The following is a 22606-nucleotide window of genomic DNA, read 5'->3' on the forward strand; positions in this document are numbered from 1 at the left end:
CCGCCGATGGCGCCAGTGGTGACCGCATCAGGCAGGCGCCGCAGCAGGCGGAAGGCTCCAGCAATCGTTTCCACCGGGTAAATGCTGCTGACACCGGCGGCGAAAGCGTAGGCGGCAGTGGTGAAGGAGCGCAGCACATCGATCACCACCACGGCATCGGTGGGCTCGTTGGCCGGATCAAGACGATTCAGGAAGACGCGACGGGTACGCATGATGGTGTGCAAATCCTTGAAGGAGAGTGATCGAATGCCGCCTCGCAAAGAGCATCAACGATCTTTGGCGAGCAGTTCGTTTGCAGACCACCAGCGGAGGTTTGACACCTTGCCACTGGACAGCAGGATTGTTTCCATGGCGCTGGCCAGTCTTTCAACCGTGGGTGCATTGGCGAATTTCTTCAACCACTTGCGCACGAATGGCGTGGATGGCTCGATGAAACACAGGAATCCGTGTTCTTGTTCTTCATAGTTGCTGCAACCAATCCAGAGCGGGTAGTCCGGGTTGACCAGTTCGACCATCACCCCCCAGTCCTCGACCCCGACCGTGCGGACCGGGAAGCCATGTGCCGGCAACTGCTGGGACAGGAACTCTGCCAGGCGGAGACCGTAACGACCCGGGTTGATTTGCTCGTCCTCGCCGGGATAGGGCGGAAAATCAGCCGAGATGAATTCCATCTGCGCTCGCATCGGCAATCCTTGCGGCAATGATCAGGGGGACGAGACGGCGACCACGATCCCGTCCGGCGTTCTATTCGGCTTTTTGCCAGCTCTTGTCCGGGTTGAAGCGGCTCATTCCGAGTGCTGCAGTCTCGGTATTCTTGCCCAGGTTTTTCTGAAAGACCGTGCCATCGTGATTGATGATGAAGGTCATCACCCCGGAGATTCCATATTTTGCTGGATAAGCAACGACGGCAAAGCCGCCGATCAATTTGTCATTGACCAGATAGTCATAGGCTCCGCCCGGCGCATCCTTGCCCTGCGCGGTCAGCATCCGGTAACGGTAGCCATGATACGCGGTCGGCTGCACGCCAGTGGTTTTCGCGACGTAGCCTTCGCGCGTTGCTGCGCCAACCAGCGGCCCTAGTGGACTTGGCCGCTGGCCTGCTTCGACTGGCCAGAAAAGACCGTCGCGAGTGCCCTCGCTGGAGACAAAACGCCGGGCGAAGTCGTTTGATCCGTTGCCATCCAGGTCGTCGGCAGCATACTCGCGCTGCGCATCGACGATCGCCAGCAGCGTCTGGATTGTATCCAGTTCATTCCGACCGATACGTCGGTTGATGATCTCCTCGCGTCCGGCCGCCGCATCGAAGAACCAGCGATCACCCCGGCGTACCAGAGGGGCGGGGAAGGGCCAGTCATCTTCGCCAACCAGAACCACCGCCCGGCCATCGGACGTCAGGCTGATACTGTGCTTGCGATCATAAGCGGCCAGGAATTTCTCCCAGTCCTGACGGTCGGCAACTGCGTCGCCACTTGCCAGCCAGCTTCGCGATGCCGAACCGAGCACGGCCAGCAGTGCGTTGACGTCCTTGGCGCGCACGGCTTCAGCCAGCGCCCTGGCGGCGTCTTCAGGGTTGGCAAAAAAGCGATGCCGAGCAGGTTTCTGCGTTGCCGGTACAGGCTCTGCAGCATGGATCATCGGTGCTGTCGCCAGCAGCAGCGCGAGCACGAGCGCTTGCATCATGTTCTTGAAGTTCATCGTATTCTTCTCCGCAGAAAGGGGGGATGGACCTGCTCAGCGACCACGGCCGCCACCACCGCGGAAGCCGCCACCACCACCACCACCACGATGTCCGCCGCTACTGGAGAAGCCGGCATGACCCCCACCCTGACCTCCCATGTCTGCCCTGCTGGTACTGCCGCGCTGGCTGGCCTCACGCGTCGAAGCACCGTTGCCTATTCCAGAGAAGCCCCCGCTGCTGGCCGCACGCTCCTGCATCCCGGCGCTGCGCGGCTGTGCGCCACCCTCGAAGCGGTCACGTGTCGAGGCCGCAGAACTCCGATCAGCGCCCGGCCGGCGGTCGCTCGACTCGGCACGCTCCGGTCCCCGGTTCTCTGGTCGCCCAGCTTCGCCGCGAGCACCCAGAGACTCGCGCGATCGGTCATTAGCCTGCCCGACGCGCTCGTTCAACTGGTCGCGATCCATATCCTTGAGTTCCGTGCGCCCGGCGTCGGCACGGCCACGAAAATTCTCGCGTGTCTGGGCTGCCTGTGCATTGACGCCACGGTTGTACTGGCGGGCGACATTCTGATCGCGGTAGGCGACCCCCCCGCGGTGATTGACGTTGTGGTTCCAGCGGTTGCTGCTGATATTGGTGCGATTGAAGGAGTTGTAACGATTGACGTTGATATCGACGGTGCCGCGACCCCAAGCCCAGTTGCAACTGCCCCAGATCGCCGCGCCGACGACCACGCCGGTGGCAAAAGTGAGGCCAGGTGGATAGACGTAAGCCGGTGGGTATACGTAATACGGTGGCGCGGGATACCACCAGCTGCCATAAACAACGGTCGGGTTATAGCTGGGCACATACACCACTTCGGGTCGCGGCGATTCGATCACGTAGATCTTCTGGCTGCCCTGCGTCTCGGTTCTCACTACCAGTTGTTCGGTGGTCTTGAGGTTACCCGTCGTATCGGCTCTGGCACGCAGGCCCTGCACGGCGTCCATCACGTCCTGCTGTTGCGCCAGGAAGGCGTCGCCGAGCTTCTGCATCCAGTCGAGATTGTCGCTCATCTGCTGTAGCACCTGCGGTACTGCGGTCAGCGATTTGACCGCCGGGTCCCAGGACTGGTTGGCCATCGCCGTCTCCAGAGCCGCTCCACTGACCTTTGGATTGGCCTTGACCCAGCGCGCTGCCTGAACCACTTCGAGGGGATAGGTCGACGCCATCAGAATCTGCGCCAGCAGCGGATCCGGATAGAGGGCGATCGGTGCCAGTAGCCGATCAAGATCCTGTTGGGAGAATGTCTTGGCCGGCGGATTTCCTGCCGTCGATCCAGGTGCCAGGGTTGCTTGGGACTGCTGCGCCAGCGCTGGCGAGCAGGCGAGCATCAGTGCCATGACAAGCGCACAGGATCGGGTAGGGGTTGATTCCATCAAACATCCTCGGGCGTTAACCATCACGGAAAGATTCAAAAGCTAGTAACTCGTATTGACCAGGAGCAGACGACAGACGACACGTGGCAAGCAGATGTGAGCATAAGCGCAGACCGGTATGAATGGCAACAGCAATTCCAAAAGGTGCGCAGGCAGAAGGAACGAGGAAGTAACAACGCCACGGCTCTGTTCGGCATGCGTCAGATTCCCTGCGCGCCCCAGAATGGATATGACGTCTACGCCCGGCACCACCTCGATGGTATCGCACAGACAACTCTCCAACAGCTTGATCGAGTCGTCGAGGAGGCGCTGGGGCATTGGTGGGCGGTGGATCGGGATAGGTGGGTGCTGAGGGATGGGGGTGGCAGTTGACTACCCGAAGGGATCCAGGGGACCTTGGAAAAATAGACTTTCAACGCTTGCGTTGGGCGAACCTTTGCTACTCGGCTTTCCTCGCCGCAGCCCAAGCTGACTTCTTCCAGCCCTATGTGATCTCCACCGTCAGCAGTGGATCGAATGCCTGATTTTCGTTCACACCATAGCGCGCACGCCATGCCACTCCAGTACCTGGTGGTCTAGCACATGGATGTTGGTGCCTGCGGCCAAGCGCTGCAGTTCTTGTACTGTGGCCTGAAGGCTGGAGCCATAGAACTCGTGGTTGCCCGGCACGTATACGACAGGTTTGTCCAACGCCAGAGTCCAGGCGATGGCCTCCTGCGGGCGAGCAATATCGCCCGCGAGGATGACCAGATCGGCGTCGGTGTGTGGCGGCGGCATGCCATGCACGCTTAGGTGCAGGTCCGACAGGATATGGAGCTTCATTGTTAGCTTCCTTTCACAGCCCCAGGTTGTTCCGAATCCACATCCCCAGGCCGAAGTGTAGCCCGCCGAGTTGATCCCGCGCCAGGGCGCCAGCACTCACATCCACTCCTCGCCCAACACCTCAGCCTGCCGCAGCACCAGCTCGATTGCCGCCTCCTGCTGATCCGGCGGGTACTTGTACTTGCGCAGGATACGTCTGACCATGAGCCGAAGTCTGGCGCGGATGCTCTCCCGTGCCGACCAGTCCACGGTGATGTTCTGGCGCAGGCTCTCGGTCAGTTCGTGGGCGATCTTCTGCAAAGTCTCATCGGACAGCTCACGGACCGCGGATTCATTGTCGACCAGCGCATCGTAGAAGCGAACCTCGTCCTCGTTCAGCCCCAGCGCCTCGCCCCGGTTCGCCGCCGCGCGGAACTTCTTGGCCATCTCGATCAGTTCCTCGATGACCTGCGCGGTTTCGATGGCCCGGTTCTGGTAACGCTTGATCACGTTGGTCAGCAACTCGGAGAACTTCTTCGCCTGCACCACGTTGCCGGCAAAGCGGCTCTTGATCTCGCCTTCGAGCAGGCGCTCCAGCAGTTCGACGGCAAGATTGCGCTCGGGCAGCTTGCGCACCTCGGCGAGAAAGGCGTCGTCGAGGATGCCGATGTTCGGTTTGTCGAGGCCGACCGCGTCGAACACATCGACCACTTCCTCGGAAACGATGGCCGAATTGATCAGCTGGCGGATGGCCAGTTCGCGCTGCTCATCCGTGCGGCGCTGCTGGCTGATGTCGCGCTTGGTCAGGATGACCTTCACCGCCTGCATGCAGGCCACCTCGTCGCGCACCGCCTGGGCGGCGTCCATTGTGCAGCAGAGGGTGAATGCCCGGCTCATCGCCAGTGCGGTATCGGCAAATCGCTTCTTGCCGTCCCTCTGCCCGAGCACGTGGTTGGCGGCGCCGGCCAGTCGCCGGTGGCCGCTGGTCAGGAAGTCGCTGTAGTCGAAGCCGTGCAACATCCCGCGCAGGATGTCGAGCTTCTCCTCCAGCACCGCATAGGCTTCGGCGACATCGACCGTCGGCCGGCCGCGCCCCTGGCTGGCGGTGTATTCCCTGAGCGCGCTCTTGAGTTCGTTGGCGATGCCGATGTAGTCGACCACCAACCCGCCCTGCTTGTCCTTGAACACCCGATTGACGCGGGCGATGGCCTGCATCAGGTTGTGGCCCCTCATCGGCTTGTCGATGTACATCGTATGCACGCAGGGCGCATCGAAGCCGGTGAGCCACATGTCGCGCACGATGACGATGCGCAGTGGGTCCGCGGGGTCCTTGAAGCGCTTCTCGAGGCGCTTCTTGACCTGGGCGCCATGGACGTGCGGCCGGAGCAGCGCCTTGTCGCTGGCCGACCCGGTCATGACGATCTTGATCGCCCCCTTTTCCGGATCGGCGTCATGCCACCTGGGGCGCAACCGGGTGATCTCGTTGTAGAGATGGACGCAGATTTCGCGGCTCATGGCGACGACCATCGCCTTGCCGGCCTGGGCCTGGCCGCGTTCCTCGAAGTGCGTGACCAGATCGGCGGCGACGCGGGCGATACGGGGTTCGGCACCGACCACCTTTTCGAGCGCCGCCCACTTGCTCTTCAGCCGGGCCTGCTGTCCTTCCTCCTCGTCCTCGGCAAGTTCATCGACTTCGTCGTCGATGTGCGGCAGCTCGGCCTCGTTGAGCGACAGCTTGGCGAGGCGCGACTCGAAGTAGATGGCGACGGTCGCCCCGTCCTCCTTCGCCTGCTGCATGTCGTAGACGTGGATGTAGTCGCCGAACACGGCACGCGTGTCGCGGTCCTCGCTCGCTACCGGGGTGCCGGTGAAGGCGACGAAGGTCGCGTTCGGCAGGGCGTCGCGCAGGTGCCGGGCGTAGCCGACCTGGTAGCGTGACAGGTACGACGCGGCGGGCTCGGCGGCGAGCAGCGCAATCGCGTCGTTGACGCCGTCGCCGGCCGTGTTGCTGGGCGCCCTGACGGTCTTGAGCCTGGCCTCGAAGCCGTACTGCGTGCGGTGCGCCTCATCGGCGATGACGACGATGTTGTGGCGGTCGGAGAGGATCGGATAGCTGTCCTCGTCCTCGCCAGGCATGAACTTCTGGATGGTCGCGAAGACGATGCCGCCCGAGGGGCGGTTGCCGAGTTTGGCGCGCAGGTCTTGCCGGGTGTTGGCCTGCACCGGTTCCTCGCGCAACAAGTCCTGCGCCAGCGAGAAGACGCCGAACAACTGGCCGTCGAGGTCGTTGCGGTCGGTGATGACGACGATGGTCGGGTTCTCCATCGCCGCTTCCTGCATGACCCGGGCGGCGAAGCAGGTCATCGTGATGCTCTTGCCGCTGCCCTGCGTATGCCAGACGACGCCACCCTTGTGCGTGCCGCCGGGGCGCGCGGCGGCGACCACCTGATCGATCGCCGCGCGCACCGCATGGAACTGGTGATAACCGGCGATCTTCTTGACCAATGCGCCGTCGTCCTCGAAGAGGACGAAGAAGCGCAGGTAGTCGAGCAGGATGGCCGGAGCCAGCAGGCCGCGGACCAGCGTCTCCAGTTCGTTGAACTCGCCGAGCGGATCCAGCGCCACCCCGTCGATCGTTCGCCACTGCAGGAATCGCTCGGCATTGGCCGAGAGGGAGCCCAGGCGTGCCTGACTGCCGTCGGAGATGACCAGCACCTCGTTGTACTGGAAGGCGTCCGGAATCTGTTCCTTGTAGGTCTGGATCTGATCGTAGGCCCGCCAGATGTCGGCGTTTTCGTCGGCCGGGTTCTTCAGTTCGATCAGCACCAGCGGCAGGCCGTTAATGAAAAGGATGATGTCCGGGCGGCGGGTGTGCGCATTCTTCCCGTTATGCCCCTTGATAGTGAACTGATTGACGGCCAGCCATTCGTTGCGGGTGGCATTCGTCCAGTCGATCAGCCGGACAAAGTCGCCCCGCGTATCGCCGTCCTTGTTGTACTGCACCGGCACACCAGTCACCAGCAACTGATGGAAGCGGTGGTTGGCCGACAGTTGCGATGGAATACCCAAGCTCACGACCTGCTGCAACGCGTCCTGCCGCGCCGGGAGCGGGATGCCAGGGTTCAGCCGATCAATCGCCTCGCTCAGACGCTGGGTCAGCAGTACCTCGCGGTAGTCCTTGCGCTCGGGGGCCGTGCCGTCGAAGGCGATGTCGGGGCCGTAGAGGTGGGCGTAGCCGAGGTCAACCAGCCAGCCGAGGGCTTCCTGCTCCAGTTGGTCTTCGGTCATCAGTAATACTCACTATTCGGGTCTTCGTCGCCGTAGTCCGGCCACACAGCACCAAAATCGATTGTCCTGTGAGCAGAAACCAATTCGATCTCATCAACCTGAGGATTGTGGTCGGCAAGCTGACTGAAGGTGATGAGTACATCGATTACTGTCTCGACCTCAGTCGTTACCTCATTACCCCCAATGAACACCATGTCACGATCGATCCCGTCACGAATTGAAAACGAAAAGTTGCATGTAGCCTCAACGGTGATGTCCATGTCAACCTGAACGACCAGCATGTCACCTCGATAATCGACAGCCCGAAACTCAGGCTGACCAGCGGGGCCAGAAAAACGGGCGCTGAGAAGTTCAACATGCTGCATTTCTGCGTTGTAATTGAAGGCCGCGCTAGCTTCAGGATTCCAGTCAATGTCGATATCATAAGCGATTGCATCTTCGATCTCGCTGATCAGGTTGGGATATTGGCCTGCTGCAATCGCAGTCTCCAAAGCTTGGCACAAACTGATGCAATGCTGATCGCGCTCCTGAACCAGCTTCAGTGCATCGGTCAGATCATCGATGGCGACGAGTCGGGCGGATTCATCGCAGAACCGTTTGCAGCCCTTGTCCTTGGTGACGAATAGGACTGTCGTTGCCTGCTTTTTCGCCCAAGCTTCCAGTGATAGCAGGGCAACAGCATCCGGAAATTCCGACTTCTTCTCACCAGCCGTCTCAAAGGGTGCTTGAACATTGAAGTAGCGGCTTAGAACCGCAGCCAGATCGACGAATTCCTTGGCCTCGATAATCTCGGTACCGCAACGGGTGACAAAGTCCTTGACCTGTTCCAATGCCACTGTCTTTGGCAACTTGCCTTTCAGCATCTTCTCGGCCAGCGCCTTGTGGTCTGTTTCAAGCGGCCAGAAGAAACCAACGCGCCGCAATGCGCTCACCATCTTCAGCTTGGCTTCCTCCGCATCTCTGGAGATATGGGAAAGCACCTCCTTGATCGTTACCTCGGAGAACACCAGTCGGAAGGTGTTCCCCTTGAATTGCTCAAGATGCTTGAAGACCCCGTCGTTGAGACGGTTGCCTCTCTCATCGAAGATGCAGGTATCGATTGAAAGCGCAGTCACTTCTCCACCAAGAACTTTTTTTCTTGCTGCGCTCAACCGCTCGGCCTTTTCCCTTACTCTGATCTCGGCATTCGTTTGTTGCTGATTATTCATACTTTGGCACAAGGCGCTGGGATTGCAGATTCTGGCAGGCGCAACTGGCCGGAGATCAGACGGGGGAGCAGGGTGTCGCGGAGGGCGGCAAGGGTTTGTGCTTGTTTATCGTTCTCAAAAATCCGTTCATGGATGGGGGCGACCGTTAGATCGAATGCTTCAGATACTCCTGTATCCGGTTGCACCACTAGCAGTCGTTTCATATCAGCGACGGTTACATGGCCTAGTCCGGTTGTTTGTTTGTTTCGGGCAAGTTCGGCAAATACTGGCCGCAAGTGCTTTAGCGTCTGAAGAACAAAAGAGCGTTCCTTGGCAGTGTGCGGCAGTACTCGAAAGATATGCTGATTCAGCCAAGCTTCTCCGTGATGCCATACAAATGTATCAATCGACGTGTCTGGATTTCCCGACCATGAGAACAACACATCCCCTGTCTCGATGCGATACTTTGCCGGCATGGCAACGTCGGAATATGCCGTGTGTGATGTCACGCCGGCCTTCAATTCGGCAATCTTAATGATCGGCAAGCCACGACGTTCTGCATTCGGCTCAAATGCCTTGTATGCCGCACCATTGATGTAGGTTGCCAAGTCATAGATTGGGGCGTTACGCCACCCCCTCGGCACCAACCCCAGCTCCGATTCCTCGAACGCATCCGGAAACAGCGCGGCAGTCGCCTCGTCCATCCCTTCCGGCGCGCGGCCCTCCTGCTTGGCGCGGACGGGGTCGAAATCGACGAACCACGACTTGAACAGCGCCTGCGCGATGGCTTCGAGCGTGGCGTTGGTTTCGCGCAGTAGGGTGATGCGGTCGTCGATGGCATTTAGGAAGGACGCAATTTCGGTTTGTACCTCAAGGGGCGGACAGGAAATCGCGATGCTCATCAAATCTGACCCGGTAATTCCGGATACTGCCATCTGGCGCAGAATCTTCCCGATGCTTTCTCGTCCCAAAGGCGACGCAAAGTAGTAGTACAAGAAGTCGCCTGAAGCCTTTTTCGGATCGGGTCTGGCACGAATAATCGAGCTCTCAAAAGTGGTCGGCTCAGCTAGTTGCTTGACTATAGAGCATTTTCCAGCGCCCGACGCAACAAGGGATCGTCGCGCAAAAAGGAGGTCGCCGACCTGCAACAGAGACTTTTCCAGCTCTCTGTCATTCAACTCGACTCTTTTCATCGGCACATCAAACAGGCGTGAATGCCCAAAGAGCTCCCCCATATTGACAATCTTGCTCCCTCGTCCGTGGAACTTCTTCTCTTTATATACGCCGTTTCGTACATGCTCCAAAAGTAAGTCTTTGAGGCGCGTTGAGGGAAACCACTCAGAACTCATACCCCAGCCCCCCCAACTTCTGCCGGATCAACTGATCGAGCTCCGCCCCCTTCGCCATCTGCTCGCCGAGCTTCTCGGTGAGCTTCTGCATTTTCTCGGCGAAGGCCTCGTCGTCGTCCTCGACCTCTTCGGCTCCAACGTAGCGCCCCGGCGTCAGCACGTGGCCGTGGTCGGCGATCTCCGCCAGATTCACGCTGCGACAGTAGCCAGGGATGTCCTGATACTCCTCGGCGTCTGCCTCATCACGCCAGGCAGCGACGGTGCCGGCAATGCGGTCAATGACTTCATCGGGGAACTCGGCCTGTACCCGGCTGATCATGCGGCCGAGCTTTCTGGCGTCGATGAACAGCACTTCACCCGGACGAGCCGCTTTGTGCCTGGTGAGGAACCACAGACAGGCGGGGATCTGCGTGTTGAAGAAAAGCTGTCCCGGCAACGCGATCATCACCTCGATCACGTCGGCCTCGACCATCGCTCGGCGGATGTCGCCCTCGCGGTTCTGGCTGGAACTCATCGAGCCATTCGCCAGCACGATGCCGGCGCGGCCGCCCGGCCTCAGGTGGTACAGCATGTGCTGCAGCCACGCGTAGTTGGCGTTGCCCTGCGGCGGAGTGCCGAACTCCCAGCGCGGGTCGCCTTCCAGGCTGCCATGCCACCAGTCGCTGACGTTGAACGGCGGGTTGGCGAGAATGAAGTCGGCGCGCAGATCCGGATGCTGGTTGCGGATGAAGGTGTCGGCGGGTTCGCGGCCGAGGTTGAAGTCGATGCCACGGATGGCGAGGTTCATCGCGGCCAGGCGCCAGGTCGTCGGGTTGGATTCCTGCCCGTAGATCGACACATCGCCCAGCTTGCCGCCGTGCGCCTCGATGAACTTCTCGGACTGGACGAACATGCCGCCGGAGCCGCAGCAGGGGTCATAGACCTTGCCATGATGAGGAGCGAGGACGGCGACCAGGGTCTTGACGATCGAGGCCGGCGTGTAGAACTGGCCGCCCTTCTTGCCCTCGGCGCTGGCGAACTGGCCGAGGAAGTATTCATAGACCTGGCCGAGCACGTCGCGCGCCTGGCCGGGGTCGGCAGCGAAGCCGATGGTGGAAACCAGATCAACCAGTTCGCCGAGCTTGCCGTCGGGCAACTGGGCGCGCGCATAGCGCTTGTCGAGGATGCCCTTGAGCTTGGGGTTCTCGACTTCGATGAGGGCGAGGGCATCGTCGATGCGCTTGCCGATGTCCGGTTGCTTGGCGGCGGCGCGCAGGGCTTCCCAGCGCGCGGATTCGGGCACCCAGAAGACGTTGACTTCGCGGTAGTAGTCGCGATCTTCGAGTTCTTCCGCGATCAGGTCGGCCGCGCCGAGGTGGTAATCGTCGGCCGGGTCGGCAAAGCGCCGCGCCAGTTCGGCACGCCGCGCGGCAAAGGCGTCCGAGATGTACTTGACGAAGATCAGCCCGAGGACCAGGTGCTTGTATTCGGCGGCGTCCATGTTGGCGCGCAGCTTGTCGGCGGTGGCCCACAAGGTCTTCTTGATGTCGTCGAGCATGGGGTGGCAGGCGCAGGGTGTTGGTCCAGCTATCGATTATGCATCGGGGAGCCTGGCTGAGCCCATTTCGGGGGAAAATCGGCGCTTGATATCGGTCGCGAACGCTGCAGGCCTGCACGTTGCCAGCATCAGGAGAACTGGGCTTGCGAGAGGCGCTGGCAGCCGCTGCTGAGACTGACCGCGTACGGGCATTCCATGGTCGGCAGAGAAGCGCAGTGGGTCAGATGGGATGGATCGATACGGTCATCGAGGCTCGCATTAAACGGTTCATGTGGTCCTGCCACGCGATCGTCGAGGAGTGCCGTGAGTTGGCCAACCTGACCGGGTTGCTGGCCGGCGACGGCCGCCGAATTCTCTGAATCCTGACAGTCCAGCCGCCTGCCAACCCGGCCGCGTGCCGGGTTTTCGCGTCTGACGCCACTCTATTCAAGCTTGGCGTGGGTGGAAATTTGGGTAGCTGAAAAGACGAAACCCGCAACGCCTTGAACAGTGCGGGTTTCACCTCGTTTCCTGGCGGAGAGAGCGGGATTCGAACCCGCGTTAGGAATTATCCTAAACACGCTTTCCAGGCGTGCGACTTAAACCACTCATCCATCTCTCCGGAAGGAAGCGGATTCTAACAGAAGGTGGGGCAAACACCAAACCAGAACGCCATGCCAGCAATTCGGCTGTTCCCGGCAACTCGGTTGCTGTAGTAGGCCACCCAGCCCCGGCTCGCCGAGCGCGTTCGCCGTCCGATCAGCGGCGCATGGAATCGAAGAACTCAGCGTTGTTCTTGGTGGCCTTGATCTTGTCGAGAAGAAACTCCATTGCTTCAAGGTCGTCCATGTTGTACAGCAGCTTGCGCAGGATCCACATCTTTTGTAGAACATCCGGCTTGAGCAGCAGTTCTTCGCGACGGGTGCCGGAGCGATTGACGTTGATCGCCGGGTACACGCGTTTTTCTGCCATGCGGCGATCAAGGTGGATTTCCATGTTGCCGGTGCCCTTGAACTCTTCGTAGATCACGTCGTCCATACGGCTGCCGGTGTCGATCAGCGCGGTGGCGATGATCGTCAGCGAACCCCCTTCCTCAATGTTGCGGGCTGCACCAAAGAAGCGTTTGGGCTTTTGCAGGGCATTGGCATCGACGCCGCCAGTCAGGACCTTGCCGGATGCTGGCTGAACGGTGTTGTAGGCACGCGCCAGGCGCGTGATTGAATCAAGGAGAATCACCACATCCCGCTTGTGTTCGATCAGACGCTTGGCCTTTTCAATGACCATCTCGGCAACTTGTACGTGGCGTGTCGCGGGCTCGTCGAAAGTCGAGGCAACGACTTCGCCGCGAACCGAGCGGGTCATCTCGGTGACTTCTTCGGGGCGCTCATCGATCAACAGGACGATCACCGTGACATCGGGGTGGTTGCTGGTGATCGCATGCGCAATATGCTGCATCATCACTGTCTTGCCGCTCTTCGGACTGGCCACCAGCAGACCGCGTTGTCCCTTGCCAATGGGCGCGATGATGTCGATGATGCGACTGGTAATGTTCTCTTCGCCGCGGATGTCGCGCTCGAGTTTCAGATGCTCTGCCGGGTGTAAAGGCGTCAGGTTCTCGAAGAGAATCTTGTTCTTCGATGCCTCGGGCACTTCACCGTTGATCTTGTCGACCTTGACCAGGGCAAAGTAGCGTTCTCCATCCTTCGGCGTGCGGATTTCACCCTCGATGGTGTCGCCGGTATGCAGATTGAATCGCCGGATCTGGCTCGGGCTGACGTAGATGTCGTCGGTACTGGCCAGGTACGAGGTATCGGGCGAACGTAGGAAGCCGAAACCGTCGGACAGCGTTTCCAGCGTGCCGTCGCCGAAGATGCTTTCACCCTTTCTGGCCTGATTCTTGAGCAGCGCGAAGATCAGTTCATGCTTGCGCAGTCGGTTGGCGCCCTCGACGTTGTTGGTGATGGCCATGTCAAGAAGCTGACTGACGTGAAGTGCTTTGAGTTCGGATAGGTGCATGTGCTGGAGACGAAGATGGGGAAAATCAAACGCGCTGCGGGCCGCCGCAAATGCAATGTGCGCCAAGCGAAGTGCCGTGAGACCGGCAGGAGCTGCTGCTAAAGGGAGAGGACGCCTGAAGGTTCGATACGGATTCGTGGAGTGCTGCGGGCTAGCTGCTGCGCTGCGCCCAGCAAACCTTCAGGCCGAGAGGGTAGCGACTTTAAAGGTTGCTGTCAATGAAGGTGACCAGCTGCGATCTGGAAAGGGCGCCGACCTTGGTGGCTTCGACGAGGCCATTCTTGAACAGCATCAGAGTCGGGATGCCACGGATACCAAAGCTGGCAGGTGTCTTCTGATTGTCATCGATGTTCAACTTGACGACCTTCAGGCGGCCGGCGTAGTCATTGGCAATATCGTCAAGGATGGGTGCAATCATCTTGCACGGACCGCACCATTCGGCCCAGTAATCAACGAGAACAGGTTCATCCGACTGAAGTACATCGGTCTCGAAGCTGTCGTCCGTAACGTGATGGATATGTTCGCTCATTAAAAGCCTCTTGCGTGATCTGGGAGGGAGTAGGGGTCGTGAAAGTGGGTTACATGGCAAGCCGGACCCTGATGACCGGCCAGATTTCCAATGCTAGCGAAAAAACCTCGCCAAGGGAAGCCGTAGGGCTGTGTTGGAGACGTCAAATCAGTTATAGTTTCATTCGTTCAATACTTGTAAAAGCACGACGATGACGTACGTTGTTACCGAGAACTGTATCAAGTGCAAATTTACTGACTGCGTTGATGTCTGTCCCGTGGATTGCTTCCACGAAGGCCCGAATTTCCTGGTGATCGACCCTGAAGAGTGCATCGATTGCACGCTGTGCGTTCCCGAGTGCCCGGCAGAGGCCATTTTTGCCGAGGACGATGTTCCGGAAGCGCAGCGCAGATTCATCGCGATCAATGCCGAACTGGCCAAGGAATGGCCGGTCATTGTCGAGCGCACGGAACCCTTGGCCGACGCCGATGAGTGGAACCACAAGCCGGACAAGCTGAAGTACTTGCAGCGATCTTAGATTTAGAATAAGAACCACAGAGAACCACAGCCTGAGCTTGCTGCAGAGCGTCGAACGGCTGGCCAGGAAAAGACTGGCGATGGAAATGCGAGTTTTCATATGGAGAGTTTCATTCAGGAGGAGAACAGGTGGAGAGGATTTGGCTGAAGAGCTATCAGAAGGGTGTTCCTGCCGAGATTGAATTAAACGAATTTCAGTCGCTGGGCGAACTCTTCGAAAAAAGCGTTGCACAGTATCGCAACCGCGTTGCCTATATCAACATGGGCGCCGAGATCACCTACGGTGAACTCGACAAGTTGTCACGGGATTTCGCCGCCTATCTCCAGTCGGTGCTCAAGTTGCCCCCGGGAGCCCGCGTGGCGCTGATGATGCCGAACATCATCCAGTATCCGATTTGTATTTTCGGTGCCTTGCGTGCCGGTTACGTCGTGGTGAACGTCAACCCGCTTTACACGCCTCGAGAACTCGAACATCAGCTCAAGGATTCGGGAGCCGAGGTGATCGTGATTGTCGAAAATTTCGCGGTCACGCTGGAGCAGGTGCTGGTCAGAACGCCGGTCAAACACATCGTGGTGGCGCGCCTGGGCGATATGCTCGGTTTTCCGAAAGGCGCCGTAGTTAACTTCGTCGTCAAGTACGTCAAGAAGATGGTGCCGGCGTGGAGCTTGCCGCGAGCAGTCAATTTCCGGGCTGCGCTCGCCAAGGGTGCCTCGGCGGAATTGAAATCGGTGAACGTCAGGCAGGAAGACCTGGCTTTTCTGCAGTATACCGGTGGAACGACCGGTCTCTCGAAAGGGGCCATGCTGATTCATCGCAACATCCTGGCGAATCTGGCGCAGGCGCACGCCTGGATCAAGCCTGCGCTGGGTGACGAGCAACATCTGGTGGTCACTGCGCTGCCGCTTTACCATATCTTTGCATTGACGGCGAACTGTTTCACTTTTTTCAAGATTGGTGCGAGCAACCTGCTGATTACCAATCCACGGGATATTCCGGGCTTCGTTGCGGATCTGGGCAAGTATCCATTCACGGTAGTGACCGGCGTCAACACGCTGTTTAACGCCCTGCTGAACAATGACACCTTTTGCGCGCTCGACTTCAGCAAGCTGAAAGTCACGCTCGGTGGCGGCATGGCAGTACAGAAAGCGGTCGCGGAGAAGTGGAAGCAGATCACCGGCAAGCCGCTGATCGAGGCCTATGGTCTGACCGAAACATCGCCGGCCGCGACCATCAACCCGCTCGATATTCCCGCGTATACCGGTGCCATTGGCTTGCCGATATCGTCCACCGAAGTGGCGATTCGCAATGACTCGGGCGCCGACGTTCCGCTGGGCGAGCGTGGAGAACTCTGCATTCGTGGTCCGCAGGTGATGAAGGGTTATTACAATCGTCCTGAAGAGACGGCCAAGGTGATGACCCCGGACGGCTTTCTGTTGACTGGTGATATTGCGGTGATGGAGCCCACGGGCTTCGTCCGCATCGTCGACCGCAAGAAGGACATGATTCTGGTCTCCGGTTTCAATGTGTACCCGAACGAGGTCGAGGATGTCGTCGCGCAGCACCCAGGCGTACTGGAAGTGGCGGCTGTCGGCGTGCCGCATGACAAGTCAGGAGAGGCGGTGAAAATCTTCGTCGTCAAGAAGGATCCAACACTCACCGCCGAGGCGCTGATCGCTCATTGTCGGGAGCACCTGACCGGTTACAAGGTGCCGAGCCAGGTCGAGTTCCGGACAGAACTGCCGAAGACCAACGTTGGCAAGATCCTGCGCCGCGAATTGCGTGACGAGGCGATCAAGAAGGCATGATTGGCGCGAGGACAGGCTTTTTTCGGCGACTGCATCGTTGTTGTGTGGCCACAGTACCGCCCATCAGCACGGCGTCAATCCTTCGCGGCGTACTGCTGAAGTAATTCGGTGGTTACCGGGTGCTTGTTCTGAGAGGCGTAGAAGAGGGGCGTCTTGCCGTTCTTGTCTTTCGCTTTCAGATCGGCGCCGCGTTCGATGAGAATGCGCGATACCTTGGGCTGGCCGGTTGCTGCAGCCAGATGGAGTGGCGTTTGCCCAGTGTCGGTAGTGGCATTGACATCGGCCTTCCTGTCGAGTAGTAACTCCACTTCGTACCTGCCACCCGAGAGTACCGCTGCATGCAGCGGCGTCATTCCGACACGGTCTTTGGCGTTGATGTTCGCACCGCTGGCGAGCAGAAGTTCCGAAGCTTTGGCGCGTCCGTAAAAGGCGGCCATGTGGAGTGGCGTCCTGCCCAGGGCGTCGGTTACATTGATCACGGCGCCGGCTTCCAGCAAAGTCTTGATCTCTGCCAGATCGCCCCGTATTGCGGCCCTTGCCAATGGAGAAGCCGCGGTCGGGATGTCTTCGACCTGGGTGGTGCCAGGCGGTTCCGCTTTCGCGGCGGGACTGTTCTCAGGCTCCTGGCTACATGCGCCGAGGGACAATAAGAACACTGCCAGGGCAAGCAGCGTGGTACTTGAGGGGACTGTATTCATATGCGATATTCTCCTGCCGGGACGAAGCCGTTGCTCACTTTATCCCAATTTCCAGTAAAGTGCTGCTCCAGTTTCTTGCGCAGAACAGTTGCCAACGGTCACGGCTTTTTCGGGCACCACCGATCATGAAAGTCATGTCCGTTTCCTTGTCCCCTCCCCCGCGAGGGGGAGGGGGAGCTTCATGAGTCGCTGACGCGACCTTTACATGAAACTGGAGGAATTTTTCATGTTGATGTGTACTGATCGTTCAGTCTTGTTGCTCGTCGATTTGCAGGAGCGGTTGCAGCCGGCGATCGACGCTGCCGAACGGGTGCTGGATGCCAGCGTGTGGCTGACCAGGGTGGCCCAGCGGCTGGGGGTGCCAGTGATCTGCACCGAGCAGTATCCACAAGGACTGGGTCCGACGATGCCTGCTCTCAGGGCTTTGGTGCCGGACGCATGCATCGTTGAAAAGATCCAGTTCTCGGCGGTTCCCGAGGGAGGGGTGTTCAAGTTGCCAGGAGGCGACCGCGCACAGTTCGTGGTGGCCGGCACCGAAGCGCATGTCTGCGTTCAGCAGACGGTGCTCGATCTGCTCGCCGTCGGCCGAAGTGTATTTGTTGTCGAGGAGGCCGTTGGATCACGGCGAAATACGGACAAGATACTGGCACTGGAACGGATGCGCGCTCACGGTGCCGACATCGTTTCGCGCGAAATGGTCGCTTTCGAATGGCTTCGGCAGGCCGGTAGCGATCTGTTTCGCCAGATCAGTCGCGAGTTTATCCGCTGAGCAGGACGGCCGCCGTCGGCTTCGTCGGGTTGTGAGAAGCCCAGAAGCCCGTGCCGAATTGAGCACGACAACGTTTTCCGCTACAATCTGAATTTCCCGCTGCAGTTATCTCCATGATCAAATACGTATTCGTTACTGGCGGCGTGGTTTCATCGTTGGGCAAGGGGATCGCAGCCGCATCCCTGGGGGCGATCCTCGAATCGCGCGGCATCCGGGTCACCCATCTCAAGCTCGACCCCTATATCAACGTCGATCCTGGAACGATGAGTCCGTTCCAGCATGGCGAAGTCTTTGTCACCGAAGATGGGGCTGAAACCGACCTTGACCTCGGACACTACGAACGTTTCACCAATGCCAGGATGGAGCGGCGCAACAACTTTACAACCGGACAAATCTACGATTCGGTGATCAAGAAGGAACGGCGCGGCGAGTATCTCGGCAAGACGGTGCAGGTGATTCCGCACATTACCGACGAGATCAAGGCGCACATCAGACGCGGCGCCGAGGGCGCCGATCTGGCGATCGTCGAAGTGGGCGGCACGGTCGGCGACATCGAGTCGCTGCCCTTTCTGGAAGCGATCCGCCAGATGGGTCTGCAGGAGGGCCGCAGCAACGCCTGCTACATGCATCTGACGCTGATACCCTACATTGCCACTGCCGGTGAGCTGAAAACCAAACCGACGCAGCACTCGGTCAAGGAACTGCGGGAGATCGGCATCCAGCCAGACATTCTGCTCTGTCGCACCGATCGCCCGATTCCGGAAGACGACAAGCGGAAAATGGCCCTGTTCTGCAACGTGCAGCGCGAGGCTGTGATCGAAGCGCGGGATGCGGATTCGATTTACAAGATACCGGCGATGTTGCACGACCAGATGCTCGACGAGATCGTCTGCCACAAACTCGGCATTCTTGCCAAAGCGGCTGATCTGACGGTGTGGAAAACGATCGTGCACGCGCTTGAACACCCCGAGCGGGAGGTCAACGTGGCTTTCGTCGGCAAGTATGTCGACCTGACCGAATCGTACAAGTCGCTGACCGAAGCGCTGGTGCATGCCGGCATTGCAACGCGCAGCAAGGTCAAAGTCAGCTACCTCGATTCCGAGGAGATCGAGAAGAACGGTTGTGGTGCCCTGCAGGGCATGGAGGCCATCCTCGTTCCGGGCGGCTTCGGGCGACGCGGGACCGAGGGCAAGATCGCCGCGATTCGTCATGCCCGCGAAAACGGTATTCCCTTTCTCGGTATCTGCCTCGGCATGCAACTCGCAGTCGTCGAGTTCGCTCGCCACGTGGCCGGCATGAGCGAGGCGCACAGCACCGAGTTCGACAAGGATACGCGATATCCGGTGGTGGGTTTGATCACCGAATGGCGGGACGCTTCGGGACGACACGAAATACGTGACGAAAACTCCGATCTGGGTGGCACCATGCGTCTGGGCGGCCAGCGCTGCGAACTGAGTGAAGGCACTATGGCGCGCGCGATCTATCAGCAGCCAGAGATCGTCGAACGGCATCGCCACCGTTACGAGGTGAACAATACGCTGCTCGGTGAACTGGAAGAGAGTGGTCTGGTGGTCGCCGGTCGTGCTCCTGTCACCGATCTCTGCGAAGTCATCGAGTTGCCCAGAGAAGGGCCGAACGCGCACCCGTGGTTCCTTGGCTGTCAGTTCCACCCCGAGTTCACTTCCTCGCCGCGCAAAGGACATCCACTGTTCACGTCTTTTGTTCAGGCCGCCATCGCCTGCCGGTTAAGGTCATGAAACTCTGCCACTTCGAGGTTGGACTCGACCGGCCGCTGTTTCTGATCGCCGGCCCGTGCATGGCGGAGTCGCTGGATTTGTGCATTGAGGTCGCTGGCCGGTTGCAGGAGATTTGTACCCGACTTGCATTGCCGTACATCTTCAAGGCTTCCTATGACAAGGCCAATCGCAGCTCCGGTCAATCTCCGCGTGGTCCAGGGGTTGACCGTGGTCTGCACCTCCTCTCCGAAGTGCGCCGTCAGATCGGCGTTCCGATTCTGACCGACGTGCATCGCGAACAGGACATCGCCGCCGTCGCGGCGGTCGTCGATGTGTTGCAGACGCCTGCCTTTCTCTGTCGTCAGACCGACTTCATCCGGGCTGTTGCCGCCACCGGCAAGCCGGTGAATATCAAGAAAGGGCAGTTTCTCGCGCCGGGGGACATGCAAAACGTCGTCGCCAAAGCCAGGGATGCCGCTGCCGGTGCCGATACGATCATGGTTTGCGAGCGCGGCGCTTCCTTTGGCTACAACAACCTGGTCTCGGACATGCGCAGTCTGGCGATCATGCGCGAGAGCGCTGCGCCGGTGGTCTTCGATGCCACCCATTCGGTGCAGTTGCCAGGTGGGCAGGGTGCGGTTTCCGGAGGGCAGCGCGAGTTTGTACCGGTGCTGGCGCGTGCGGCGGTGGCCGTGGGCATCGCCGGGCTATTCATGGAGACGCATCCGCGCCCGGAAATGGCGCTTTCCGATGGGCCGAACAGTTGGCCCCTGAGTCGCATGGAAGGCCTGTTGACGACGCTGGTCGCGCTGGATCGTCTGGTCAAGGCGGATCGTCTGGATGAACTCCAGTTCACGAATTCCCGGCAGCCAGAGTCACGCGTCAGGGTGAAGGCGCAATGAACCTGCGGGGGGTTTTCGGGTTTCCTCTATTTAACACTATGAATAAAAAGGAAAAATCATGAGCTCTGTGGTTGATGTTGTGGCCCGTGAGGTGCTCGATTCGCGTGGCAACCCGACCGTCGAATGTGACGTTCTGCTCGAATCCGGGGTCATGGGGCGTGCAGCGGTGCCTTCCGGCGCTTCGACCGGATCGCGTGAAGCCATTGAATTGCGCGATGGCGATACCGCCCGCTATCTGGGTAAGGGTGTGCTGCAGGCCGTCGAGAATGTGAACACCGAAATTTCCGAGGCAATCATCGGTCTCGATGCCCAGGAACAGGCATTCATCGACCAGACACTGATTCATCTTGACGGTACCGACAACAAGGCCCGTCTTGGTGCCAACGCCATGCTGGCAGTTTCGATGGCGGTGGCCAAGGCTGCCGCCGAGGAATCCGGTCTGCCGCTTTATCGCTATTTCGGCGGTTCCGGGCCGATGCAGATGCCGGTACCGATGATGAACATCATCAACGGTGGGGAACATGCCAACAACAGTCTTGATTTTCAGGAATTCATGATTCTCCCGGTGAGTCAGCGCTCATTTCGCGAAGCATTGCGCTGTGGTGCCGAGGTTTTTTACGCGCTCAAGAAGCTGTTGCATAAAAAAGGCTTCTCGACCGCCGTTGGCGATGAGGGGGGGTTCGCGCCCAACCTCGGCAGCCATGCTGAAGCCTTGCAGCTGATCATCCAGGCGATCGAGAACGCCAGTTACTGTCCTGGCGAAGACGTGCTGGTCGGCATCGATTGTGCGGCCTCAGAGCTGTACCGGGATGGTCGCTATCATCTGGCTGGTGAAAACTTGCAGCTGAGTTCGCACGAACTGGTCGATTACCTGGCCAATCTGGCCGACCGCTTCCCGATCGTCTCGATCGAGGATGGCATGGCCGAGAACGACTGGGATGGCTGGAAAGTGCTTACCGGGCGCCTCGGCAAAGGCGTACAGATCGTTGGCGACGACGTCTTCGTGACCAATACCCGGATTTTCAAGGAAGGCATCAAGCAGGGCATTGCCAATTCGATCCTGATCAAGATCAATCAGATCGGCACGCTCTCGGAGACCTTTGCGGCCATCGAAATGGCCAAGCGCGCTGCTTACACGGCAGTGATTTCGCACCGCTCCGGCGAAACCGAAGACAGTACCATTGCCGACATCGCCGTCGGGATGAACGCGCTGCAAATCAAGACCGGTTCGCTGTCACGTTCCGATCGCATTGCCAAGTACAACCAGTTGCTGCGCATCGAAGAGGACCTCGGAGACACCGCTGGCTATCCGGGTCGTGACGCCTTCTACAATCTGTCGTGATTGACTGAGTTTCGACATCGGCTCCCGTGCGCTGGCTGGCTGTTGCCCTGCTGTCGCTGATTGCCTTGCTGCAGCATCCGCTGTGGCTCGGTAAGGGCGGCTGGTTACGGGTATGGGATGTCGATCGGCAGTTGCAGCAACAGAAGGAAAGAAACGGCCGGCTGGAGATGCGCAACGCCGGGCTTGATGCCGAAGTCCGTGATCTCAAGCAGGGTTACGATGCGATCGAGGAACGCGCACGTTTCGAACTCGGCATGGTCAAGCAGGATGAAGTGTTTGTTCAGATCCCCGACAAGCCTGCGAACGAGAAAGCTGCCGCCACGGCCGCCCCGGGAAAACCTGTCAAACGCTAGTCGCTGGTCCTGCCCGTCTGGATTCCCTGCACGGCTTATTCCGGTAATTCAATCTGGCCCGAGACACTGGTGGTGACCAGGGTCTCGCCAGCCTCGATCGGCATCGCTGCCGCATCGGACGCGGCCAGCGTTGCTGCGCGCATCATTGGCAGCGGGGGGGGACGACCGCTGCTGTTGATGGTCAGGTGCTTGATCCGGAAAGGCTTGCCAAAGGCGTCGGCGATCAGCTTGGCGCGGGCCCTGAAGGCCGTGATGGCGTCGAGTGTGGCTTCGTTTTCAGATTTTTGACGGGTTTCCGGTGCCGGCAGCATGCTCAGGTTGGCCACGCCCAGTGATCCCTGGAGCTTGCCCAACAACTCGGAGAGCGCAGCCGGATCAGTGGACTCCAGGGCGAGATCCGAGCGCATCCGCCAGCTTTCGATCTTGCCGCTCCTTGCGTAGACCGGATAGGTATAAGTGGCACCGCTTTGGATCCGGACATTGCTGTAGGCGCGTGCGGTCTTGAGACCGTCGGTGATCAGGCCATTCACCCTTTTCGCCAATTCACTCGGTGTTGCGCCGGCCGCTTCGGCAAAGACCGTCGCGCGTGCCAGATCGTTCGCAGCAGGTCGACTGGCTTCGGCCGTCAGGTCGATGCTCGTGCCACTGGCGGGAGCTGCCGGTGCCGGTAGGGCGACCAGCCATACGAGCAGGGGCAGGGTGTGC

The 22606-nt window shown here is 59.5% G+C and carries 21 protein-coding genes and 1 tRNA gene; 8 read left to right on the forward strand and 14 right to left on the reverse strand.

The window, feature by feature from the left end:
- The 9 genes from CAPSK01_RS09050 to CAPSK01_RS09095 form a co-directional block, all read right to left on the reverse strand.
- On the reverse strand, positions 1-212 hold a 212-nt coding region (locus CAPSK01_RS09050), incomplete at its 3' end, for a 2-phosphosulfolactate phosphatase (RefSeq protein ID WP_273703465.1).
- A gap of 54 nt (positions 213-266) precedes the next feature.
- Positions 267-683, reverse strand: a complete 417-nt coding sequence (locus tag CAPSK01_RS09055) for a hypothetical protein (RefSeq protein ID WP_273703398.1) — start codon at positions 681-683, stop codon at positions 267-269.
- 61 nt (positions 684-744) lie between these two features.
- Positions 745-1695, reverse strand: a complete 951-nt coding sequence (locus tag CAPSK01_RS09060; protein WP_034925576.1) for a DUF2950 domain-containing protein — start codon at positions 1693-1695, stop codon at positions 745-747.
- A 36-nt stretch (positions 1696-1731) separates the two neighbouring features.
- Positions 1732-3093, reverse strand: a complete 1362-nt coding sequence (locus CAPSK01_RS09065; RefSeq protein WP_034925579.1) for a DUF3300 domain-containing protein — start codon at positions 3091-3093, stop codon at positions 1732-1734.
- 531 nt (positions 3094-3624) lie between these two features.
- A complete protein-coding gene (locus CAPSK01_RS09075) occupies positions 3625-3915 on the reverse strand; it encodes a metallophosphoesterase family protein (RefSeq protein ID WP_273703399.1) in 291 nt (96 codons plus the stop codon).
- A 96-nt stretch (positions 3916-4011) separates the two neighbouring features.
- Positions 4012-7182 (reverse strand): type I restriction endonuclease subunit R, encoded by a 3171-nt coding sequence (locus tag CAPSK01_RS09080; protein WP_034925584.1) that lies wholly within the window; start codon positions 7180-7182, stop codon positions 4012-4014.
- Entirely contained in the window at positions 7182-8390 is a 1209-nt protein-coding gene (locus CAPSK01_RS09085) for a PIN domain-containing protein (RefSeq protein ID WP_273703400.1), read from the reverse strand. Before CAPSK01_RS09085 ends, CAPSK01_RS09080 begins: the two co-directional genes overlap by 1 nt.
- Positions 8387-9718, reverse strand: coding sequence for a restriction endonuclease subunit S (locus CAPSK01_RS22485; protein ID WP_273703401.1), 1332 nt, complete (start codon positions 9716-9718; stop codon positions 8387-8389). The genes CAPSK01_RS09085 and CAPSK01_RS22485 overlap by 4 nt, the downstream gene beginning before the upstream one ends.
- A complete protein-coding gene (locus tag CAPSK01_RS09095) occupies positions 9708-11255 on the reverse strand; it encodes a class I SAM-dependent DNA methyltransferase (RefSeq protein ID WP_034925588.1) in 1548 nt (515 codons plus the stop codon). The genes CAPSK01_RS22485 and CAPSK01_RS09095 overlap by 11 nt, the downstream gene beginning before the upstream one ends.
- Positions 11256-11479: 224 nt before the next feature.
- On the opposite strand from CAPSK01_RS09095, the gene CAPSK01_RS22490 reads away from it, so the two are divergent.
- On the forward strand, positions 11480-11614 hold the full coding sequence (locus CAPSK01_RS22490) for a hypothetical protein (RefSeq protein ID WP_273703402.1): 135 nt from the start codon (positions 11480-11482) through the stop codon (positions 11612-11614).
- A 152-nt stretch (positions 11615-11766) separates the two neighbouring features.
- Here CAPSK01_RS22490 and CAPSK01_RS09105 read toward each other — a convergent pair.
- The 3 genes from CAPSK01_RS09105 to trxA form a co-directional block, all read right to left on the reverse strand.
- Positions 11767-11856 (reverse strand) — tRNA-Ser (locus tag CAPSK01_RS09105).
- Between the two features lie 137 nt (positions 11857-11993).
- Positions 11994-13250, reverse strand: a complete 1257-nt coding sequence (gene rho / locus CAPSK01_RS09110) for a transcription termination factor Rho (protein WP_034925973.1) — start codon at positions 13248-13250, stop codon at positions 11994-11996.
- Between the two features lie 202 nt (positions 13251-13452).
- Positions 13453-13779, reverse strand: coding sequence for a thioredoxin TrxA (gene trxA, locus CAPSK01_RS09115; RefSeq protein ID WP_034925593.1), 327 nt, complete (start codon positions 13777-13779; stop codon positions 13453-13455).
- Between the two features lie 190 nt (positions 13780-13969).
- Between trxA and fdxA the strand changes: the two genes are divergently transcribed.
- Positions 13970-14296 carry a ferredoxin FdxA gene (gene fdxA, locus CAPSK01_RS09120; protein ID WP_034925596.1) on the forward strand — a complete coding sequence of 109 codons (327 nt, stop codon included), beginning with the start codon at positions 13970-13972 and terminating at the stop codon, positions 14294-14296.
- Between the two features lie 128 nt (positions 14297-14424).
- On the forward strand, positions 14425-16101 hold the full coding sequence (gene fadD / locus CAPSK01_RS09125) for a long-chain-fatty-acid--CoA ligase FadD (protein ID WP_034925599.1): 1677 nt from the start codon (positions 14425-14427) through the stop codon (positions 16099-16101).
- A gap of 74 nt (positions 16102-16175) precedes the next feature.
- Here fadD and CAPSK01_RS09130 read toward each other — a convergent pair whose 3' ends face one another.
- Positions 16176-16799 (reverse strand): ankyrin repeat domain-containing protein, encoded by a 624-nt coding sequence (locus CAPSK01_RS09130; RefSeq protein ID WP_273703403.1) that lies wholly within the window; start codon positions 16797-16799, stop codon positions 16176-16178.
- 226 nt (positions 16800-17025) lie between these two features.
- On the opposite strand from CAPSK01_RS09130, the gene CAPSK01_RS09135 reads away from it, so the two are divergent.
- From CAPSK01_RS09135 to ftsB, 5 genes are all read left to right on the forward strand, one after another.
- Positions 17026-17568, forward strand: coding sequence for an isochorismatase family protein (locus CAPSK01_RS09135; RefSeq protein WP_034925976.1), 543 nt, complete (start codon positions 17026-17028; stop codon positions 17566-17568).
- A 113-nt stretch (positions 17569-17681) separates the two neighbouring features.
- The gene (locus CAPSK01_RS09140; RefSeq protein WP_034925602.1) at positions 17682-19325 is read left to right on the forward strand and encodes a CTP synthase; all 1644 of its coding nucleotides are present in this window, start codon (positions 17682-17684) and stop codon (positions 19323-19325) included.
- Complete coding sequence (gene kdsA, locus CAPSK01_RS09145; RefSeq protein ID WP_273703404.1) at positions 19322-20206, forward strand: 3-deoxy-8-phosphooctulonate synthase; 885 nt, start codon at positions 19322-19324, stop codon at positions 20204-20206. Before CAPSK01_RS09140 ends, kdsA begins: the two co-directional genes overlap by 4 nt.
- Positions 20207-20264: 58 nt before the next feature.
- Positions 20265-21548, forward strand: coding sequence for a phosphopyruvate hydratase (gene eno / locus CAPSK01_RS09150; RefSeq protein WP_034925603.1), 1284 nt, complete (start codon positions 20265-20267; stop codon positions 21546-21548).
- A 26-nt stretch (positions 21549-21574) separates the two neighbouring features.
- Entirely contained in the window at positions 21575-21901 is a 327-nt protein-coding gene (gene ftsB / locus CAPSK01_RS09155; protein WP_034925606.1) for a cell division protein FtsB, read from the forward strand.
- A 35-nt stretch (positions 21902-21936) separates the two neighbouring features.
- Here the strand turns inward: ftsB and CAPSK01_RS09160 are convergent.
- The coding region (locus CAPSK01_RS09160) for an SIMPL domain-containing protein (protein WP_034925979.1) at positions 21937-22606 on the reverse strand (670 nt) is incomplete at its 5' end.

It is taken from the genome of Candidatus Accumulibacter vicinus, from assembly GCF_000584955.1.
Taxonomy (GTDB): Bacteria; Pseudomonadota; Gammaproteobacteria; order Burkholderiales; family Rhodocyclaceae; genus Accumulibacter; species Accumulibacter vicinus.